Annotated in this window: 19 protein-coding genes, 1 pseudogene and 1 riboswitch; of the genes and pseudogenes, 4 read left to right on the top strand and 16 right to left on the bottom strand. The window is 52.3% G+C overall.

Translation table 11 applies throughout. The features are described from left to right. Positions 1 to 11 precede the first annotated feature (11 nt). Entirely contained in the window at positions 12 to 1,220 is a 1,209-nt protein-coding gene (gene metK / locus EVJ33_RS10895; protein ID WP_131437058.1) for a methionine adenosyltransferase, read from the bottom strand. A 130-nt stretch (positions 1,221 to 1,350) separates the two neighbouring features. Beyond that, positions 1,351 to 1,470, bottom strand: a riboswitch (SAM riboswitch). A gap of 315 nt (positions 1,471 to 1,785) precedes the next feature. Between metK and pckA the strand changes: the two genes are divergently transcribed. Continuing rightward, the gene (gene pckA, locus EVJ33_RS10890; RefSeq protein ID WP_131437056.1) at positions 1,786 to 3,357 is read left to right on the top strand and encodes a phosphoenolpyruvate carboxykinase (ATP); all 1,572 of its coding nucleotides are present in this window, start codon (positions 1,786 to 1,788) and stop codon (positions 3,355 to 3,357) included. Positions 3,358 to 3,385: 28 nt separating this feature from the next. Here pckA and EVJ33_RS10885 read toward each other — a convergent pair whose 3' ends face one another. The 14 genes and pseudogenes from EVJ33_RS10885 to EVJ33_RS10825 form a co-directional block, all read right to left on the bottom strand. Next, complete coding sequence (locus EVJ33_RS10885) at positions 3,386 to 4,147, bottom strand: alpha/beta hydrolase family protein (protein WP_131437054.1); 762 nt, start codon at positions 4,145 to 4,147, stop codon at positions 3,386 to 3,388. Then, positions 4,128 to 4,601 (bottom strand): RNA deprotection pyrophosphohydrolase, encoded by a 474-nt coding sequence (gene ytkD / locus EVJ33_RS10880; RefSeq protein WP_131437052.1) that lies wholly within the window; start codon positions 4,599 to 4,601, stop codon positions 4,128 to 4,130. Before ytkD ends, EVJ33_RS10885 begins: the two co-directional genes overlap by 20 nt. 98 nt (positions 4,602 to 4,699) lie before the next feature. Further along, positions 4,700 to 6,052, bottom strand: a complete 1,353-nt coding sequence (locus tag EVJ33_RS10875) for a glucose-6-phosphate isomerase (RefSeq protein ID WP_131437050.1) — start codon at positions 6,050 to 6,052, stop codon at positions 4,700 to 4,702. A 106-nt stretch (positions 6,053 to 6,158) separates the two neighbouring features. Then, positions 6,159 to 7,322 carry an iron-containing alcohol dehydrogenase gene (locus tag EVJ33_RS10870; RefSeq protein ID WP_131437048.1) on the bottom strand — a complete coding sequence of 388 codons (1,164 nt, stop codon included), beginning with the start codon at positions 7,320 to 7,322 and terminating at the stop codon, positions 6,159 to 6,161. 68 nt (positions 7,323 to 7,390) lie between these two features. Continuing rightward, complete coding sequence (locus EVJ33_RS10865) at positions 7,391 to 8,389, bottom strand: Gfo/Idh/MocA family protein (protein ID WP_131437046.1); 999 nt, start codon at positions 8,387 to 8,389, stop codon at positions 7,391 to 7,393. A 94-nt stretch (positions 8,390 to 8,483) separates the two neighbouring features. After that, positions 8,484 to 8,876 (bottom strand): S1 domain-containing post-transcriptional regulator GSP13, encoded by a 393-nt coding sequence (yugI, locus tag EVJ33_RS10860; protein ID WP_016509788.1) that lies wholly within the window; start codon positions 8,874 to 8,876, stop codon positions 8,484 to 8,486. A gap of 194 nt (positions 8,877 to 9,070) precedes the next feature. After that, entirely contained in the window at positions 9,071 to 9,352 is a 282-nt protein-coding gene (locus EVJ33_RS15640; protein ID WP_236634603.1) for a hypothetical protein, read from the bottom strand. Positions 9,353 to 9,417: 65 nt separating this feature from the next. Next, positions 9,418 to 9,621 (bottom strand): annotated as a pseudogene (locus tag EVJ33_RS15750) (SidA/IucD/PvdA family monooxygenase); the annotation flags it as partial. Beyond that, positions 9,567 to 9,917, bottom strand: coding sequence for a SidA/IucD/PvdA family monooxygenase (locus EVJ33_RS10850; RefSeq protein ID WP_161566934.1), 351 nt, complete (start codon positions 9,915 to 9,917; stop codon positions 9,567 to 9,569). The pseudogene EVJ33_RS15750 and the gene EVJ33_RS10850, both read right to left, overlap by 55 nt. 59 nt (positions 9,918 to 9,976) lie before the next feature. Further along, positions 9,977 to 11,164: an aminotransferase gene (locus tag EVJ33_RS10845; protein ID WP_131437040.1), complete on the bottom strand. Its 1,188-nt coding sequence runs from the start codon at positions 11,162 to 11,164 to the stop codon at positions 9,977 to 9,979. After that, a complete protein-coding gene (locus tag EVJ33_RS10840; RefSeq protein WP_131437038.1) occupies positions 11,161 to 11,655 on the bottom strand; it encodes an Lrp/AsnC family transcriptional regulator in 495 nt (164 codons plus the stop codon). Before EVJ33_RS10840 ends, EVJ33_RS10845 begins: the two co-directional genes overlap by 4 nt. A gap of 2 nt (positions 11,656 to 11,657) precedes the next feature. Continuing rightward, entirely contained in the window at positions 11,658 to 12,458 is an 801-nt protein-coding gene (locus tag EVJ33_RS10835; RefSeq protein WP_131437036.1) for a glycosyltransferase family 2 protein, read from the bottom strand. Further along, a complete protein-coding gene (locus EVJ33_RS10830) occupies positions 12,455 to 12,703 on the bottom strand; it encodes a NifU N-terminal domain-containing protein (RefSeq protein WP_034778343.1) in 249 nt (82 codons plus the stop codon). The genes EVJ33_RS10835 and EVJ33_RS10830 overlap by 4 nt, the downstream gene beginning before the upstream one ends. Before the next feature lie 12 nt (positions 12,704 to 12,715). Then, complete coding sequence (locus tag EVJ33_RS10825; RefSeq protein ID WP_131437034.1) at positions 12,716 to 12,949, bottom strand: DUF1871 family protein; 234 nt, start codon at positions 12,947 to 12,949, stop codon at positions 12,716 to 12,718. Between the two features lie 508 nt (positions 12,950 to 13,457). On the opposite strand from EVJ33_RS10825, the gene EVJ33_RS10820 reads away from it, so the two are divergent. Genes EVJ33_RS10820 through EVJ33_RS10810 form a run of 3 tightly spaced genes read left to right on the top strand, consistent with a single transcriptional unit; the run spans position 13,458 to position 17,258 of the window. Beyond that, positions 13,458 to 15,725, top strand: coding sequence for a ribonucleoside-diphosphate reductase subunit alpha (locus EVJ33_RS10820; RefSeq protein WP_269088567.1), 2,268 nt, complete (start codon positions 13,458 to 13,460; stop codon positions 15,723 to 15,725). A gap of 29 nt (positions 15,726 to 15,754) precedes the next feature. Next, a complete protein-coding gene (locus tag EVJ33_RS10815) occupies positions 15,755 to 16,261 on the top strand; it encodes a flavodoxin domain-containing protein (protein WP_131437030.1) in 507 nt (168 codons plus the stop codon). Beyond that, entirely contained in the window at positions 16,218 to 17,258 is a 1,041-nt protein-coding gene (locus tag EVJ33_RS10810) for a ribonucleotide-diphosphate reductase subunit beta (RefSeq protein WP_131437028.1), read from the top strand. The genes EVJ33_RS10815 and EVJ33_RS10810 overlap by 44 nt, the downstream gene beginning before the upstream one ends. Positions 17,259 to 17,314: 56 nt before the next feature. On the opposite strand, the gene EVJ33_RS10805 is transcribed toward EVJ33_RS10810, so the two are convergent. Then, positions 17,315 to 19,408, bottom strand: coding sequence for an N-acetylmuramoyl-L-alanine amidase (locus tag EVJ33_RS10805; protein ID WP_483297312.1), 2,094 nt, complete (start codon positions 19,406 to 19,408; stop codon positions 17,315 to 17,317). Positions 19,409 to 19,469: the final 61 nt, after the last annotated feature.

Genomic DNA, 19,469 nt, shown 5'->3' with positions numbered 1-19,469 from the left:
TTTCTACTGTCTTATGCGAAGCGTTTCGCGCCTTCTTCAAGCACTGCCGCTTTGTCCGTTTGCTCCCATGGGAGTTCAACGTCCGTACGACCGAAGTGGCCGTAAGCTGCTGTTTGCTTGTAGATTGGGCGACGAAGGTCGAGCATCTTGATGATGCCGGCCGGACGAAGGTCGAAGTTCTCGCGAACGAGTTCGACGAGCTCAGTCTCGCTCAATTTACCTGTGCCGAACGTGTCGACCGCAATCGATACCGGGTGGGCAACGCCGATCGCGTAAGCGAGTTGTACTTCTGCTTTATCAGCAAGTCCCGCTGCAACGAGGTTTTTGGCTACGTAACGAGCTGCATATGCCGCTGAACGGTCAACTTTGGTTGGATCTTTACCAGAGAACGCACCGCCGCCATGGCGAGCGTAACCACCGTACGTATCGACGATGATTTTACGTCCTGTAAGGCCTGCATCCCCTTGTGGTCCACCGATAACGAAGCGGCCAGTCGGGTTGATGAAGTATTTCGTGTCTGCGTCGATGAGTTCAGCCGGGATGACCGCATCGATGACGTGCTCTTTCAAATCAGCTTGGATTTGCTCGAGCGTGATGTCTTCGGCGTGTTGTGTCGAGATGACGATCGTGTCGATGCGAACCGGGTTGTTCGCTTCGTCGTATTCGACTGTTACTTGTGTCTTCCCATCAGGGCGAAGGTAAGCGAGCGTTCCGTTTTTACGAACTTCTGCCAAACGGCGCGACAATTTGTGAGCGAGTGAAATCGGGAGCGGCATGAGTTCAGGTGTCTCTTTTGTTGCGTAACCGAACATGAGACCTTGGTCACCAGCACCGATCGCATCGATTTCTTCTTCAGTCATGTGTCCTTCACGAGCTTCGAGCGCTTGGTCGACACCTTGGGCGATGTCTACTGATTGCTCGTCAATCGATGTGAGGACCGCACAAGTCTCTGCATCGAAACCATATTTCGCACGTGTGTAGCCGATCTCACGAACTGTTTCACGAACAACTTTCGGGATATCCACGTAAGTTGATGTTGTGATCTCACCCGCTACGAGCACGAGACCTGTTGTGACAGATGTCTCAGCCGCAACGCGGGCGTTTGGATCTTCAGCTAAAATTGCATCCAAAATCGCATCTGAGATTTGGTCACAAATTTTATCCGGATGTCCTTCCGTGACGGACTCCGAAGTGAAAAGTCGACGGTTCAAGTTTGCCATTTCGAAAAACCTCCTATAATAAGGGTGATGTGTGGACGGTACTCGTTCCCCTTACGCGTTGCTTTGGGACGGTAATGAAAAAAACCTTTCGCCATGTTCAATGGGAAAGGTTGAATCGTTCTTCCTTACCCTCTTATCGTTCGAAGCTTGCGCTTCGCTTCAGGATAGCACCTTTTCCGAATAACAATGACAAATCGGACGGTTGCTGGGCTTCGTAGGGCCTTGTTCCCTCCACCGCTCAGAATAAGAGTATCCGTTACGAAGACCATCATATAAATGACACCCCGTTCTGTCAAGCGTATCGACCGAATTCGTCAAACTTTTCATGTACGTCCATTAGTTATGTTTGTGAAATATCAAACATTTTTTTGACGGTTTTTGTTTTTGTACTATGACCTGGTACAGAATATGTTAGAATGACAATGTAAGAAAGCGCTTACTTTAAGGGGTAAAAAATGCTTGTTTTTGATTAGTATGTCACATATAATAAAAAACGTCATACTAATTAAACGCGGAAGTATGCGGATTTCATCCACATCTATTTAGGGGAAAGGTGGGATTCAGGATGGCGACAACGCTCCTGAAAATCGAAGAATTAATTAAAGGTGCCGACATGAAGCGGAACTTAACGGTTCCAGAACTGGTGGAAGAAGCCATTCGCAACGGGGAAGGCGTACTGACGAAAGACGGGGCTTTATCGGTCAGTACAGGTAAATTCACAGGACGGTCACCGAAAGACAAATTCGTCGTGCAAGATGAAGTCAGCAATCATTTAGTGGACTGGGGTCCGGTCAACCAACCGATCGCGGAAGAGAAGTTCACCGCACTACTCGATAAAGTGCTCACACATCTCGAGACGAAAGAAAAACTTTATTATCTCGAGGCGTCTGCCGGGGCAGACGAGCATTACACGCTTCCGGTCCGGGCCATCACGGAATACGCATGGCACAACTTGTTCGCGAAACAATTGTTCTTGCGCGAATGGCCGACACAAGGTGCCTTCGAGCCGTTCACGGTCATCTATGCACCGAGCTATAAGGCCGACCCGGTCGTCGACGGGACGAACTCAGAAACGTTCATTCTCGTCTCATTCGCCAAGCGGACCATTCTGATCGGGGGAACAGAATACGGCGGCGAAATTAAGAAGTCGATTTTCTCGGTCATGAACTTCCTGTTACCAGAGCAGCATGTCTTATCGATGCACTGCTCGGCGAACGTATCGGACGCCGGTGAGACGGCTCTCTTCTTCGGACTATCTGGTACCGGAAAGACGACGTTATCGGCCGATACAGAGCGACATTTGATCGGCGACGACGAACACGGCTGGTCTCCAGACGGCGTCTTCAATATCGAAGGCGGTTGCTACGCGAAGACAATCAACTTGTCGCGTGAGAACGAGCCACAAATCTATGATGCCATCCGATTCGGCTCGTTGATTGAGAACGTCGTTTTAGACGAGTCTCGCGCGCCGGACTACAAGAACATCTCGCTCACCGAAAACACACGGGCCGCCTATCCGATTCAATTCATCGATAATGCGATGCTTCCTTCACGGGCCGGGCATCCGAACACGATCGTCTTCTTGACGGCTGACGCATACGGGGTGTTGCCTCCAATCAGCAAATTGACGAAGGAGCAGGCGATGTATCACTTCTTATCGGGTTATACATCGAAGCTCGCCGGTACGGAGCGCGGTGTCACTGAACCACAAGCGACGTTCTCGACATGCTTCGGTTCACCGTTCTTGCCACTCGCGCCGGAACGATATGCCGATATGCTCGGTACGTTGATCGAGAAACATGACGTCGACGTCTATCTCGTCAATACGGGTTGGACTGGCGGAGCATACGGGGAAGGCTCACGGATGAAACTCGCCTATACACGGGCGATGGTGAACGCTGCCGTCAACGGAAAACTACGTGACGTCGAGACGACGCGCCACGACATCTTCAACGTCGAGATTCCACGCCACATCGACGGAGTGCCAGCGGACGTGCTTGATCCGCGTGGTACATGGAAAGACGGGGCCCGTTATGACGCCGAGGCGGCAGCGCTCGCCCGTAAGTTCCAAGACAACTTTAAGCGATTCACCAAAACGAGTGAGGCGGTCGTTGCGGCCGGTCCAATCATCGTCTAATAAAAAATGACTAGCGCCCGAGCAGGCACTAGTCATTTTTTTGTGCGATGGCTAACATCCAATCCATTGCCTCTTCGGTCGTCTTCCACTTTTCCCAAAACGGGAGTTGATGGGCGAACGGAACGACCCAAAGCTCGGCCCGCTCCCCCATTCGTTCGGCCACGGCTGTCGCATGACGAAGTCGCACTTGCTCGTCGTCTGTCCCGTGAATCAATAATGTCGGGGCCTCCCAGTCTTTGTAGAGAGGCGAACGCTCCACATAAGCCGCACGCGCCGCTTCCGGGTCCCCCCCGGTCATGCGACGGAGCATTTTCCGCATCGAGCGCTGTTCTTCATACGTCCACTCGAGATTGGTGACACCCGCCCATGATGTGACGGACGTGAGCGGCCGTTCCGCAGCGAGCGATAACGCCATCATGCCCCCGCGCGAGAAACCAAGGGCATGAATAAACGTATCCGTTCGACGGACGCGGTCATAGAGGGACAAGACGTCCTCTAAGTCCGCCCCGCCGAAGTCCTCTTTCCCGCTTCCGCCATGGTTACCCCGATAGACGGGAGCCACGACGTGGAAGCCTCTGGCCGCAAACTGCATCAACCGGGGCAAACGCACGTCCCCGATTCGTCCGGTCCCACCACGCAAATAAAACAAGACGTGCCCGTTTGGCCGTTTCGGCGTGATTGTATAGGCAACGACGTCCTCACCGTCGCGCGTCGCATACCAGCCTCGGTGAATCGGATAGCCGGCATACGGCGGCAGGACCTCGACCTTGTCAAACCAAGCGTTTTTCATGGAGCACCTTCATCGTTTCCGGGAGCACCCGGTCCTTCATCATGAAGCTGTACCGGTTGTTCCGGAGCAAATTCGTTGGCAACTCCGCCATCAAGACGGCTCCGTCGGTCTCATCGACTGCCGGATGATCGTCAAAGCGCTCAATCTCAGCAAAATAAATATTTTTAATGACCGTGTCCCCGCGTCCGAGCACGCGGTATTGTCCGAGATAATGCAGCGTCTTCACGACACCGCCCGTCTCTTCATACACTTCCCGAATCGCGGCATCGTCCTCATGCTCGCCAGGCTCAACTTTTCCGCCCGGGAACTCGAGTCCGCGTTGTTTATGCTTCGTCAGCACCCATTGATTCTCGTAGCGGGCGACGACCCAGACGTGGAGCGGCGTATCCGAAAATGGATAGTGCGCAAAGCTCAACTCGACTTTATTGTGATAGTAGTCTGTGAATGTCAACATAGTCCATCCCTTTCCTTCCCCTGTCTACTCTCACTTTACCTTGTCTTCCTCCAGTTTCAAACAAAAAAATAGGCCCGCCGGAGCGGACCTACTCGAAATTACTGGTTCAAACGCTTTTCAAGCTCAGCTTTTTGCTCTTCGTAACCTGGTTTTCCAAGCAACGCGAACATGTTCGCTTTGTACGCTTCCACACCTGGTTGATTGAACGGGTTCACCCCGAGAATGTATCCGCTCATCGCGCATGCCTTCTCGAAGAAGTAGAACAAGTAACCGAGGTGGTACGGCGTCATATCCGGCAATTCGACGACGAGGTTCGGGACTTCTCCGTCCGTGTGGGCGAGGAGTGTTCCTTCGGCTGCCTTGTCGTTCACGAATTGAATCGTTTCGCCGGCAAGGAAGTTCAAGCCATCGAGGTCTTGTGCGTCTTCTGGCACGTTCATCGTATGACGGACGTTCGTGACACGGATGACCGTCTCGAACAAGTCACGACGACCTTCCTGGATGTATTGCCCCATCGAGTGGAGGTCGGTCGAGAAGTCGACTGCCGCCGGGAAAATCCCTTTGTTGTCTTTTCCTTCCGACTCGCCGTAAAGCTGTTTCCACCACTCTGACACGTAGTGAAGGGCCGGCTCGTAGTTGACGAGCAACTCGATCGACTTGCCTTTTGCATACAAGGCGTTACGGACGACCGCATATTGGTACGCCTCGTTCTCAGAGAGCTCTGGTGACGAATACGCGTCTTGTGCGTCGCGTGCACCTTCCATGAGAGCGTCAATATCGATGCCTGCCGCCGCAATCGGAAGGAGTCCGACCGGTGTGAGGACCGAGAAACGGCCTCCGACGTCATCCGGGATGACGAACGTTTCGTAACCTTCTGCATCCGCGAGCGTCTTCAAGGCGCCACGAGCACGGTCTGTCGTCGCATAAATGCGCTCACGAGCACCGTCTTGACCATATTTGTCTTCCATGAACTGTTTCAAGACACGGAACGCGATCGCCGGCTCTGTCGTCGTTCCCGATTTCGAGATGACGTTGACCGAGACGTCTTTGCCTTCGAGCACGTGGAGCAACTCTGTCAAATAAGTAGACGAGATGTTGTGACCAGCGAAGAAGACTTGTGGCGCGTTGCGCTCTTCTTTTGACAATACGTTGAAGAATGAATGTTGAAGCATCTCGATTGCCGCGCGTGCGCCGAGGTATGATCCACCGATTCCGACGACGACGAGGACGTCCGAGTTCTCGCGGATTCGTTCCGCGGCCGCTTTGATGCGGGCAAACTCATCCGTATCATAGTTTGTTGGAAGGTCGACCCACCCAAGGAAATCGCTACCTGCCCCGCTACGGTCATGGATGACCGAATGCATTGCTTTCACGGTTTCTTGCAATTGATCGACTTCATGTTCCCCGACGAAAGACAGGGCGTTTGAATAATCGAAACGTACTGTTGACATGTCATTTCCTCCTTTAAATCGCTCCTTGAAGAGCCATACATGACCCATCATAAACGGAAACGTCGGATTCGTTCAATCATTATTGCAAAATAGGCATCAAATCGCCTTATTTGCTCAACTCAAGAATGGCCGCCACGTCTTCACGTTCGAGCGTACGGAAGCGACCGAACGCACCACGTTTCATAGCAGAATCAAGGATGGCGTCGAATGTCGACTCGTCGATGTCATAGTCACGGAGCGAGCTTGGTGCACCAAGCTCATCGAAGAAGGCGCGCACGGCTGCGATTGTACGCTTCGCCGTCTCCAAATCCGTGTCGGCCGGTTCAACATTGAACACTTCTGTTCCGAGGCGGGCGAAACGTGCCGCATTGTCTTCATCGAGCACATGCTCCATCCAGCGTGGGAACAGAATGGCGAGCCCTCCTGCGTGCGGAATGTCATGGACAGCCGATACCGCATGCTCAATGTTATGTGACGCCCAGTCACCTGAAGCACCCATTTGCAGCACACCGTTCAAGGCGATCGTACCTGAGAACAAGATGATGGCACGCAAGTCGACGTTCTCTAAATCATTGACGAGCTTCGGTGCCGATTCGACGACCGCTTTCAAGACGCCTTCGGTCATGCGCTCTTGGACCGGTGCATGGTTCGGGTGGAAGTATTGTTCGAAACAGTGACTCATCATGTCGACGATACCGTAGATTGTTTGATCTTTTGGTACCGATACCGTGTAACGCGGATCAAGGATTGAGAACGTCGGATAGACGAGCGGATGGCCCCAACCGTACTTCTCTTGTGTCTCCCAGTTTGTGATGACCGATCCTGAGTTCATCTCTGAACCTGTCGCCGCGAGCGTGAGCACTGTACCAAACGGGATCGCTTCTGTCGGAATATGGTCGCGGAGAACGATGTCCCATGCATCCCCTTCGTACGGGATGGCCGCCGAGATGAGTTTCGTACAATCGATGACCGAACCGCCACCGACCGCGAGCAACGCATCGATGTTTTCTTCGCGTGCTTGCTTGACCGCGCGACGTACTGTCTCGATGCGTGGGTTCGGTTCAACACCTGAGAAGTCGACGAAGTCGATTGAGGCGTTATTCAGTTCCGTCACGACTTCATCGTACGTGCCGTTCTTCTTGATGCTCCCGCCTCCATAGACGAGCATCACTTTCTTGGCGTCGAGCGCCTTCAACTCGCCTGCGAGTTTTTCAATCTGATGCGTCCCGAAAATGAGTTTCGTCGGGTTCTTGTATTCAAAGTTGTGCATGATTCATCCTCCTTCGAAAATATGTAACACCTACACTATATACCCTGTTTTTTATGATTGAAAAGCAATCAGCCCTGAGTGTAAATACGGTCGATGATCGTATGGAGCGTCACCGCCTGTTCTGCTTGCCGGTACGACGGCTCCTGACGGCACGCCTCGAGGAACGTTCGAATCTGTCTCGTATACGGGTCTTCGAGCGCGAGATGGGCCGGTGATTTATCGAACAACGCACCGTGCTCTTCCGTATGGATGACGAGTGGGAACAGCGACGCCCCGCCCTCCGTTCCTCGCAGTTCGACCCGCATCGTGTCCGCCGCCTCGACGTTGGCCATGAAACTCGCGTCTAAGAACAAGGATGCCCCGTTGTCGAACGTGACCATCGCCCGGGCCGTGTCTTCGACCGAGAACGCGTCCGCGTCCCAGTCGCCCATCAGCCCGACACCGGATCGCGTTCCAAGATATTGACCGACGTGACCGACCACGTCGACCGGTTTCGGATAGTCCATCAAATAGAGCGCCAGGTCGAGCATATGTACCCCGATATCGAGCAGTGCACCGCCTCCTTGCAGCTCCTTATCGGTGAATACGCCCCACCCTGGGATGCCGCGACGGCGGAGGGCGAGCGCGGTGGCCGCATAGACGTGCCCGAGTTCACCGCCATCGATCATACGTTTTAATAATTGTGTGTCCGACCGGTGCCGGTAATGAAACCCGTAATGAAGGGTTCGTTCTGCCTTCCGGGCCGCTATGAGCATCTCGTTCGCTTCACGGGCCGAGATGGCCGGTGGCTTCTCACAGAGGACGTGACAGCCTGCCTCGAGCGCGGCGATGACTTGTTCTTTATGGAGCGCGTTCGGCGTACACACACTGACCGCATCGAGTTGTTCTGTGACGAGCATCTCTTCGACCGTCTCGTACACCCGTTCGATTCCAAACTGTTCAGCCACCGCTTCCCCGCGCTCCCGGGTCCGATTCATGACGGCGACGACGTCAGCCCCTGCCGCGATGTATTGCGGGATATGGGCGGTCTTGGCAATCCCGCCTGTACCGATGATTCCGATTCTCATGGTCCTCACTCCTTTTCTGTACAGTTCGAGAACGATGAGGACATCTCCTGTACAAAAAAAAGACGACCTGCACAAGGCAGATCGTCTCAATCACTTACTTCTTGAAGTTCGTGTTTTTGATCCAGTCTTCGAGTTTGTCCTTGAGGACAGTGAATCCTGGAGCTTCTTCTTGCTTGAAGTTTGAAGCTTCGTTGCGGCGTGGTGCGCCACGACGAGCTGGCTTAGCCGACTTCTCGCGTTTTGGAGCTTCTTGTGTCGCTTTCATTGAAAGCTTGATTTTCTTAGATGCTTCATCAACATCAAGAATTTTCACTTCAACTTCTTGACCGACTTGAACGTACTCGTTCACGTCTTTCACGTAGTCGTGTGAGATTTCAGAGATGTGGACAAGACCTTGAGTCTCGTCGTCGAGTGCGACGAACGCACCGAAAGGTTGGATTCCTGTTACTTTACCTTTTAAAACTTGATCTTTTTCGTATTTTGCCATTACAAACACTCCTATGCTAAATTCATCAACTTACTATAACATACTTTTTTCGATAAAGTGTACAAATTAGTAAAAAAGATTATTTGGGATTATTTTCGTGTTTCAAAGTCGACCGGTCGGGTAAATACAAATCAAGCAAGACTTCAAGTATTCCCCCCTGATTCCGCTAGGCTTAGGCCTAGCCCTTTTTTTGTTCAAAAACTCGTGAACGGTTGTTGCGCGGCGACATCAAACATCGTTTCTCCCACCATTTCATTCAACATGATCGCGTTCCGATATACCGCCATCCCCAAATTCGTTGCCGCCGGACCGTGCGAATGTTCTAAGTTCGTGTGGGTGAACAGACTACCGGCCAATGCGGTCTGCGTCGCGATTTGATAGCGATCGTTGACGCGCCACTGATTTTCCGCCTCCCACTCGATCTCAACCCGGTCGACCCATGCCGGGATGCGCGGATGATATCCGGTCGCCGCCACGACGGATCATACTCGTTCATAAACGATTCTCCGGTATGCTGGTGAGTCCCTTCGACAAGATAATTCGAAGAATGGGAGACGCGTTCGATTTCAATTTGCGTGTACAAGTTCGTCGCTTGGTCCGATCCGTCCGCCGTCCGATGATATAGCGACCCGTAAATCGCACGGAGCGTCTCCGGGTTGACGCCGTTGCGAAACCGCTCAAAAGCCTTCCCTAGGTGCTCACGTTCCATATATGGCAGTCGATTGAAATAGTCGACATACGACACACTGAAAATCTCTTCCCCGAGTTTGCCGCTCTCGAGCGATTCAAACACGTCTGCAAGCGGCCGTTCTGTTTCAAGTAGTTCACATAACTGTGACGGCTTGTCGGGTCAGCGAGCGTCACAAGGTCATATAAATAATGCGTCTGCATCGTGGCTGCTTCGAGCAACATCCCTTCATGCCAATTGAAGTCGGCCCGCTCCTCAAAGCAAACTCCCGTCAATCTCGTCGATTCGCCGAGCGCCATCAACCCGAGATTGTAGGGCCCACATCCGATTGCTATAAAATCTACTCGTTCCAACGGCCTCACCTCGCTCGTCTTTTCCCATCTATTATACCACTAAAACGTAAAACAGACCCTCATCGCTGAGAGTCTGTCATTGTGGTCGTCACTTCGAACTGTTTCATGAACCGATCGATGCGACGAATCGCTTCTTGTAATTGCTCGACCGACGTCGCGTAGCTGGCTCGGACAAACCCTTCACCGCTCGCGCCGAACGCGTTGCCTGGTACGACCGCGACCCGCTCCTCGAGCAAGAGACGCTCGGCGAACTCTTCGCTCGTCAATCCGGTATGGCGAATCGATGGAAAGGCGTAGAACGCCCCACCCGGTACGTGCGTCGGTAACCCGGCGTCATTGAGGGCCTGGATGAAGTAGTTACGGCGCTGCCGATAGCTCTTCACCATCTTCGGTACATGCTGGTCACGGCTCTTCAGTGCCTCGAGACCACCGAACTGAACGAGCGTCGGGGCACACATCATGCCGTACTGATGAACTTTGAGCATCTCTCGCGTCACGACTTCCGGCGCACATGTGAAACCGAGCCGCCAGCCTGTCATCGCGAACGCCTTCGAGAACCCGTTGACGACGATCGTCCGCTCGCGCATATCGTGGAGCGTCGCGAAACTCGTGAACGGCTCATCATACGACAACTCGGCATAAATCTCATCGCTGACGACCCAAAGATCATGTTTCGTCGCGAGTTCCGCGATCTCGGTGAGTTCTTCACCCGTCATCGTCGCTCCGGTCGGGTTTGACGGGAAGCAGAGGAGCATCGCTTTCGTGCGCTCCGTGATTGCCGCCTCGACGTCGTCCCGGTTCAAACGGAACCCGTTCTCCGGACGACAGGCGACCGGGACGACCGTCCCGCCGGCGAGTTCGATCAGCGGACCGTACGAGACGAACGCCGGTTCGACAACGATGACTTCGTCACCTGGGTTGAGCAGTGCTCGGAACGCGATATCGAGCGCCTGCGACGCTCCCGTCGTGACAATCAGTTCTGTCGCGGGGTCATACGTTGCCCCAAAACGGTCCGTCATATAACTCGCGATTTCTTGTCGCAACTCGAGGAGTCCTGCGTTGGCGCTATAGGCCGTATAGCCTTGCTCGAGCGCCGCATAGCTCGCTTCGCGTACATTCCACGGCGTGATGAAATCCGGCTCTCCCACCCCGAGAGAGACGACGTTTTCCATCGTTTGCGCCAAATCAAAGAAGCGGCGGATGCCGGACGGTTTCATTGAGACGACTTGTTGGGACAGTGACTTCATGGCGTAATATTCAACCGTTTGTCTTCGACTTGTGGGGTGAATAAAATACCATCATGCTTATACGTCTTCAACTTGAAGTGCGTCGTCGTCGAGACGACCGAGTCGAGCGGTGACAACTTATCCGAGACGAACGATGCGACGTCTTGGAGTGAGTGCGCCCGGATAACGACTTGCAGGTCGTAAGCCCCAGACATCAAATAGAGCGCCGTCACTTCCGGGAAGCGATATATCCGCTCCGCGACCTCATCGAAACCGCGCCCCCGTTTCGGAGTGACTTTGACGTCGATGAACGCCGTGACGTCATGCCGGTTGATTTTTTGCCAGTTGACCATCGCTCGGAAACCGAGCAAAATCCCGTCGGCTTTGAACTTCTCGAGCATCGCCTCGACGGTTGCCTCGTCGGTCGCGAGCAAGTTCGCCAACAGTTTCGTCTCGAGGTAACCTTTCTCTTCGAGCAGCTCGAGCAGTTCTAGTTCTTTTGATGTGTACATAGTTATTCTCCTTCCGTTCTACCGGGGAACGCCCCTGTGAACGTTCTTTCTGTCTGTCTCACATAGTCCCGCCGCTCGGCTTGGACGATATGGAAGTTTTTCATCTCCATATCGACGAGGCCGTGCTTGTGACAGAACCGATCAAAGTAGCGACGACGCGTCTCGTCTTGTTTGGCCGACAGGTTGTCCGTACCGTTGAATGCATAGAGCACCGTCGCACGGGCCGGATGACGAATCGTCCCGACTTCGCTGACGCGTAAAATGAAGTCCCAATCCCAATAATTATAGACGGCTTCATCGAACGGACCGATGTCGTCGTGAAGCCGTTTTCGATACAGCGTACCGGACGGGATGAACGTCGAGTCTTGGCGAAGTCGATTCAAATCGAGGTCGTAGGCGAACGCCTCCCAGTCAGTGACGCGCCGGCGTCCATCTTCCCACGTGAAGCGGAACAGTTCCGCATCCGTGAAGACGAGGTCGGCCGAACGGATGTCCTCGAGCGCTTGTTCGATATGGGTCGGCATGAGCAAATCATCATCGTCGAGCAACAGGATATAGTCGCCTTTCGCTTCCTCTACGCCGCGGTTGCGGGCTTTGACGTGATGATTCTCGCCGAGCTCGATATAGCGAATCGATAATCGATTCAAAAAAGGCGCCAAAAGGTGCTGTTTTGGCGGCCCGTCATTATTGATCACAAGTACTTCGAACGACCCGAACGTCTGGACGACCAGACTTTCGAGCAGTTCCGTCAATTCCGTCTCCCGTGAGTAGACCGGAATGACGATCGTAACGAGCGGGTTCATCCGCGGTAAGCTGTTTCGACGTGCGGCAAGATCGCTTCCCAGCTGACGCCGTTCTCTTTTGATACCGTGACGAAATCGCCATAAGCGAACACGCTCTCCACGCCTTCGATGGCGACGAGTTTCGCGAGGAGCGGTTGGTCCGTCTCTTCTCCGGCTTTCACGCTTTGGCTTTTCGCGCCAAAGACGTTCTCAGGAAGTGTGATTTTCATTGCATTTGGATTCGGTGTTGGATCGATACGTAACATCGTGGTTCCCCCTTATAATTGACAAGCTTCTGAAGACGCGAGTAGTCGTTCCGCCATGGCCCGTGTTTCCGATTCACTTGGACAGTCGCCGAACGCGTCTGTCAAAATCCGGCGAACCGCTTCATCCAACTCATCGATTGTGTCGATGTGAATGAGCGCCAAGGCGATATCATCAAACTCTGGTCCATACGACCCAAGCCCGTAACCGAGTGGGTCCCATGCTAATAATAAGTCTTCTGCTCTCATTTGTTAAACCCTTCTTTTTACCTTGATTTCAGATCGTACTCCCTCAATCTACATCACTTTTCAGTTCGATGCTAGTGAGCGCTCAAATTTCCTTCCTTTTTAAAAAATAGTCGTCCCTATATATAGTGGTCGACCAGATGATTAATTTCCTGACAGATGCGTCAAAATGTAATGATATTCTCGTTTATTTTAACATCTGGTTCATGATTGACCGCTTACATAAACTTGCATGCCTTTTCATATGAACGTCAATTTAATTTTTTTCTATCTCATATCTCATCTCAAATCGGGTGATAGCGCCGTTTTTGAGTAAAAGTAATCTAGGCGTCGACAGTTTGCCGAATGTCAAGATTGCAAAACTAAATATAGGTGATTTATGATTAAAAAGACAAGAAAACGTCAATATATAGTTAACGGATATTTATCACGTTCATCCATCATTGACGTCGAATCGGACAAGTTCCGCTATACCTTTATAATATCTACATCCGAAGAAGGAGTGATCGTTTTGACATCCCCTATCCATCACGAGACGATGTTGGCTGCTACGCCGACGCTTACTGACGTCTCGACATTGATCCAATCATTAAAACAACGCTACCCACAGCTTAGTGTCGAACGATACGAAGAACGAGCCGTTCGGGCGCTCGAAGGAAAGACACTGACACAAGATGTAGTATATGAGCTCTTGACGATGCACGCCCTTGACATGTTGAAGGCCGAAGAGCCGGACTGGACGTTCGTCGCCACAGAAATGTACTTAAACCGCCTCTATTTAGAAGCGGCCCGTAACCGTGGCTATGACGCCTCGATGCGTTATGGCGCGCTCTATCCAATGATTGAGATGCTCACGACAAAAGGCATTTTCACATCAGCATTACTCGATACGTACTCGAAAGAAGACATCGCCTACTTGGAGACGTTGATTGACCCGTCACGTGACCGTATGTTCACCTATATCGGTCTGCGGACGTTATCGGACCGTTACCTCGGTCGCGACCACGTCAAAAACTTGTACGAGTTGCCGCAAGAGCGGTTTATGGTCATCGCCATGACGCTCATGCAAAACGAGAAAGCCGATCAACGTGTAAAACTCGTCGAAGAGGCGTACTGGGCACTATCGAACCTCTATATGACAGTGGCAACACCGACACTCTCGAACGCCGGGAAATCTTATGGCCAGCTCAGCTCATGTTTCATCGATACGGTCGACGATTCGCTCCGCGGCATCTACGACTCGAACACAGACGTGGCCACGCTCTCGAAAGGCGGCGGCGGAATCGGCGTCTATCTCGGCAAAATTCGTTCACGCGGCAGCGACATCAAAGGCTTTAAAGGCGTCTCGAGCGGTGCGCTTCCTTGGATGAAGCAATTGAACAACACGGCCGTCTCGGTCGACCAGCTCGGTATGCGCCAAGGTTCGATTGCCGTCTACCTCGACATTTGGCATAAGGATATCTTCGAATTCCTCGATGCGAAATTGAACAACGGGGATGAGCGCCTCCGGACCCATGACTTGTTCACGGGCGTCTGTTTGCCTGATTTGTTCATGCGTACGGTCGAAGCCCGCGGCGATTGGCATTTGTTCGACCCGCACGAGATTCGTACGGTCATGGGCTTCAGCCTAGAAGACTTCTATGATGAGACGGAAAACGGCGGTTCGTTCACCGAGAAATACATGGCGTGCGTCAATACACCTGAACTCTCGCGCGTAACGGTACCAGCCATCGACCTCGTCAAACGATACATGCGCTCACAGCTCGAGACAGGAACACCATACATGTTCTTCCGTGACGCCGTGAACCGCGCCAACCCAAACAAGCACGCCGGCATGATTTACAGCTCGAACCTCTGTTCAGAGATCGCGCAAAACATGTCACCGACAACCATCGATGAAGAGTACACAGCGGACGGAAAAATCGTGATCACGAAAACGCCTGGCGACTTCGTCGTCTGTAACTTGAGCTCAATCGCCCTCGCCCGGGCCGTGAAGTCAGATGTGCTCGAACGACTCATCCCGATTCAAATGCGGATGCTCGACAACGTCATCGACTTGAACACGATTGAAGTACCGCAAGCGATGATCACGAACCAAAAATACCGTGCCGTCGGACTCGGAACGTTCGGTTGGCATCACTTGCTCGCCCTAGAAGGGATCCGTTGGGAATCGGTCGATGCCGTCCAGTATGCGGAGAAGCTGTATGAGAAGATCGCTTACCTCACGATTCAAGCGTCAATGGAACTGGCCAAAGAAAAAGGCGCGTTCGGCGTGTTCGAAGGATCGGAGTGGCATACCGGTGAGTACTTCAAACGCCGTAACTATCGCTCACACGACGATCTCGATTGGGATGGACTGGCTGCCAAAGTGAATCAGAACGGTGTCCGTAACGCCTACATGATGGCGGTCGCACCGAACTCGTCGACGGCCATTATCGCCGGCAGCACCGCCTCGATTGATCCAATCTATAAGAAGGTCTATTCGGAAGAGAAGAAAAACTATAAGATCCCGGTCACGGTCCCAGACCTCAATCCGGAGACGAATTGGTTCTATAAATCAGCATTCGAAGTCGACCAGCTCTGGAGCATCCGTCAAAACGCGGCCCGTCAGCGTCACATCGACCAAGCAATCAGCTTCAACCTATACGTCAAAAACGACGTGAAGGCGACCGAAATGTTGGCGATGCACCTTGAGGCGTGGTCACTCGGAATGAAATCCATTTACTACACACGTTCAACGACCGTTGAAGTCGACGAATGTGAATCATGTGCCTCATAACGTCACGTAATAGAAAGGTGGGAACGACCATGAACGTCGCAATCGTCTATAGTTCGATGAGCGGGAATACAGAAGAGGTCGCCGAGTTGATTCAAGCGACCCACGTCAAGCGGAGCGACCGCGTCGTCTTGTATGAAGCGGACCGCATCGGCCATCGCGAAGCCCAATCACTCGCCTCATATGATCTCGTCTATTTCGGGTCATACACGTGGGCAGACGGCGTCTTGCCGGACGAGATGAAAGACACGTTCCGCCTCGTCTTAAAAGAGCTCAATGTGCCGCTTCGCCAAGCCGCCGTGTTCGGGACGGGCGACAAGATGTTCGTCCACTTCTGTCGTGCGGTCGATGAGATGGCCTACCACCTTTCAAAATACGGGATTCCCCTCGCCGGTGAGACGTTGAAAATCGAACAGTCGCCGCGCAATCAACCGTACAACGTCCGACATTGGGCCGAGCGGTTGGCAAGAAACACCGAAGAAGGAGTATATGTCCATGACCATTCAAAAGATCAAACTACTGTCGCCCAAACATCCTAACCGGGCGACCGCTATTATCGGGGGCGAGACGAGTTCTATCGTCAATTGGAACGACATCGCCTACCCACAGTTTTATACCATCTATAAACAGTTGCTCTCGAACTTTTGGATTCCGGATGAGATTTCGATGTCCAAAGACATGCAGCAATGGCCGCAATTGAGCGAGCGGGAACAAGACGCCTTTAAACGGATCATCGGGTTGTTGTCGATTCTCGACTCGGTGCAGACGCGCTATATCCTTGAGTCATCGATGTTCTCATCGGACTCATCGGTGCATGCCGTGCTTGCTGTCATCGCTCAGCAAGAGGTCGTCCATAACCAATCTTATAGTTACGTCCTTTCAAGTCTTGTGCCGCTGAGCGAACAAAATCGCATCTTCGATATCGCCAAAGACGACGAGATGGTCATGAAACGGAACCAATTCATTTTAGACTTATATGAGGACTTCCGCGCCGACCAGACGGCCGAGACGTTCGCCAAGTCGCTCGTCGCCTCGATTATCCTCGAAGGGATCAACTTCTATTCCGGATTCGCCTACTTCTACAACTTGGCGCGTCACCAGAAGATGGTCGGAACGTCGACGATGATCAGCTATATTCAGCGCGACGAGATGCAACACTCCTATTTCGTCAGCCAGTTGCTCCGGGCCGTGTTGACGGAAAACCCGGAGATTGACGCCGACGGTCGCTTCAGTCAGTTCGTCTATGACACGATGGCGGAAGCCGTCGACCTCGAAGTCGAATGGTGCGAATACGTCCTTCGTGACCTCGACGGGCTCGACGTCAGCGAGATGCGGGACTACGTCAAGTACCTCGCTAACAAACGTCTCCGCGTCATCGGCTTGAATGATCTGTATGAAGGGTTCAATGAAGACGTCATGCCGTGGATCCGTGCCTATTCAGACGATTCATTGAATGCCACAAAATCCGACTTCTTCGAACAAAAATCGCGTTCGTACGCAAAAGTCACCGACGCCAACGGCTTCGACGATCTATAAACGCAAAATGCCCCGACTCTCTTCCCGAGTCGGGGCATTTTCATATCAGATGAGCATTAATGATAGGCACGTACGTATGTTGCGATTCCTTCGGCAACGCCTTCCGCCATCCGTTGACGTGAGGCATTGCTCCGTAAATGCGTAAGGTCTTGAGGCGAGGAAATAAAACCGAGTTCGACGAGAGCCGATGGCATCGTATTATAACGAATGACATAATAGTTTGCCGTCTTGACACCACGGTTCGTCATCCCTGACATCTTACCCATCAAATTGGACTGAATGTTCGTCGCGAGAACACGGCTCTTCGCGCTATGAGCAGATGATGACGAGTAGAACGTCTCAACACCCTTGGCGTACGGCGTCGTCGCAGCGTTCGTATGCAAACTGACGAACAAGTTGCCGCGAAGTGTTTTCGCAGTTTGAACGCGTTGGTCAAGCGTCAAGTAGACGTCCGTCGAGCGCGTCAACCGGACTTGGTAGTCATACTTCGAACGGAGGTACGCCTCGACTCGTTTCGTCACGTCGAGGACGATTGTCTTCTCATAGAGCGATCCATTCACCGCTCCCGGGTCACCGCCTCCATGGCCCGCATCGAGGACGATGATGGCGTTGCTCGTCGCGCTAGGCTTGACCGTCATCGCGTAAGCCGTCGAGATATAGCCATCGCGTCCATTGTACTTGATTTTATAGAAGCCGTTCGTAGAACCGTAATGGTCGACTTGGGTGCCATGGGCGAGTCTGCCGAGAACTGTAGAGCTCGCAGAGGCGCTCGCCCGGACGTTCAACACGTCACCCGGCGTGTTCGTATACACTTTTCCTTTTGGCGTGGCCGCAGGGGCGGCCGGAGCCTTCCCGGCCGTTAGCCATGAAGTCGGGGTATAGAACGTGTCCGATCCGATATAGACGACTGACCAACTCGAGTTATATTTGCTATACGTCACAGCCGTATACTTCGGTAACACACGGGCGACCGGTGATGATTGAATCGTCTTTTTATAGAGGTTGGCATTCCGGTTCGCATATCCTTGAACTTTTTGGATGACTGGCGGCTTCGTCGCCGGTGGCGGCGTTACCGCCGGAGCGCCTGGACTGATAAAGGCCGTTGGTGCATAATACGTCTTGCTCCCGATATAAACGACCGACCAGCTCGAGTTATATTTGCTCGAGACGACCGCCGATTTCGCGGGTAATACTTTGAGGGCAGTCGATTGTTGACTGCGATAACCATATAATTTTAATTCGCGGTTCGCATGACCGTCCTCTTTCACCACGGTCGGTTTGAACGCACCGGCCGTGATAAAGGCCGTTGGTGCATAATATGTCTTGCTCCCGATATAAACGACCGACCAGCTCGAGTTATATTTACTCGAGACGACCGCCGATTTCGCGGGTAATACTTTGAGGGCAGTCGATCGTTGACTGCGATAACCATATAATTTTAATTCGCGGTTCGCATGACCGTCCTCTTTCACCACGGTCGGTTTAATCGCACCGGCCGTGATAAAGGCCGTTGGTGCATAATATGTCTTGCTTCCGATATAAACGACCGACCAGCTCGAGTTATATTTGCTCGAGACGACCGCCGATTTCGCAGGTAATACTTTAAGGGCAGTCGATCGTTGATTGCGATATCCGTACAACTTTAATTCTCGATTGGCATAACCGTTCTCTTTCACTACACTCGGTGCTGACGTTGTGACTTTCGGGGCAATATACGTTTTAGCGGCGTAGTATGTCTTACCATCCACGTATACTTTCGCCCAAGACGAGTTATGGACGGCGTATTGAACCGTCGTACCTTTTTTTAGCGTCCGATAAATCTTCGCCTTGCTATAGGCCGACATTCGGATATTCAAATTGACCGTTGTCACACCTGTCGACGTCGTCGCTTGCTTCGTCACCGAAGAGGAACTAGCAGATGTCGGTTTGATATACTGGGCCGCGGCATAGTAAGTTCGATTATCTAAATATATTTTACTCCACGTTTTGTTATAAATTTCATATTTTACTTTAGTTCCTTTTTTTAACGTTTTTATTAATTTTCCGCTCGTACTCGGTGCGGATCTCACGTTCAGGTTTACCGTCGTTTCGCCTTCTCTCGTAGCTGCTACTGCAACGTTTATTTGAATAGATGACACCAATATGATCATGATGAGGACAAGTTTAAAAAGCTTCATATTCATCCAAAATATCCCTTTCTTTACACAGACA

Source organism: Exiguobacterium sp. SL-10, from assembly GCF_004337025.1.
Classification (GTDB): Bacteria; Bacillota; Bacilli; order Exiguobacteriales; family Exiguobacteriaceae; genus Exiguobacterium.
The sequence above is the reverse complement of the archived record's forward strand: the minus strand, read 5'-3'. Positions and strand labels throughout refer to the sequence as shown.

Coding starts and splice junctions, on each gene's coding strand:
- metK (WP_131437058.1), bottom strand. CDS start 1,220: ATGGCAAACTTGAACCGTCGACTTTTCACTTCGGAGTCCGTCACGGAA.
- pckA (WP_131437056.1), top strand. CDS start 1,786: ATGGCGACAACGCTCCTGAAAATCGAAGAATTAATTAAAGGTGCCGAC.
- EVJ33_RS10885 (WP_131437054.1), bottom strand. CDS start 4,147: ATGAAAAACGCTTGGTTTGACAAGGTCGAGGTCCTGCCGCCGTATGCC.
- ytkD (WP_131437052.1), bottom strand. CDS start 4,601: ATGTTGACATTCACAGACTACTATCACAATAAAGTCGAGTTGAGCTTT.
- EVJ33_RS10875 (WP_131437050.1), bottom strand. CDS start 6,052: ATGTCAACAGTACGTTTCGATTATTCAAACGCCCTGTCTTTCGTCGGG.
- EVJ33_RS10870 (WP_131437048.1), bottom strand. CDS start 7,322: ATGCACAACTTTGAATACAAGAACCCGACGAAACTCATTTTCGGGACG.
- EVJ33_RS10865 (WP_131437046.1), bottom strand. CDS start 8,389: ATGAGAATCGGAATCATCGGTACAGGCGGGATTGCCAAGACCGCCCAT.
- yugI (WP_016509788.1), bottom strand. CDS start 8,876: ATGGCAAAATACGAAAAAGATCAAGTTTTAAAAGGTAAAGTAACAGGA.
- EVJ33_RS10845 (WP_131437040.1), bottom strand. CDS start 11,164: ATGAAGTCACTGTCCCAACAAGTCGTCTCAATGAAACCGTCCGGCATC.
- EVJ33_RS10840 (WP_131437038.1), bottom strand. CDS start 11,655: ATGTACACATCAAAAGAACTAGAACTGCTCGAGCTGCTCGAAGAGAAA.
- EVJ33_RS10835 (WP_131437036.1), bottom strand. CDS start 12,458: ATGAACCCGCTCGTTACGATCGTCATTCCGGTCTACTCACGGGAGACG.
- EVJ33_RS10830 (WP_034778343.1), bottom strand. CDS start 12,703: ATGTTACGTATCGATCCAACACCGAATCCAAATGCAATGAAAATCACA.
- EVJ33_RS10825 (WP_131437034.1), bottom strand. CDS start 12,949: ATGAGAGCAGAAGACTTATTATTAGCATGGGACCCACTCGGTTACGGG.
- EVJ33_RS10815 (WP_131437030.1), top strand. CDS start 15,755: ATGAACGTCGCAATCGTCTATAGTTCGATGAGCGGGAATACAGAAGAG.
- EVJ33_RS10810 (WP_131437028.1), top strand. CDS start 16,218: ATGACCATTCAAAAGATCAAACTACTGTCGCCCAAACATCCTAACCGG.
- EVJ33_RS10805 (WP_483297312.1), bottom strand. CDS start 19,408: ATGATCATATTGGTGTCATCTATTCAAATAAACGTTGCAGTAGCAGCT.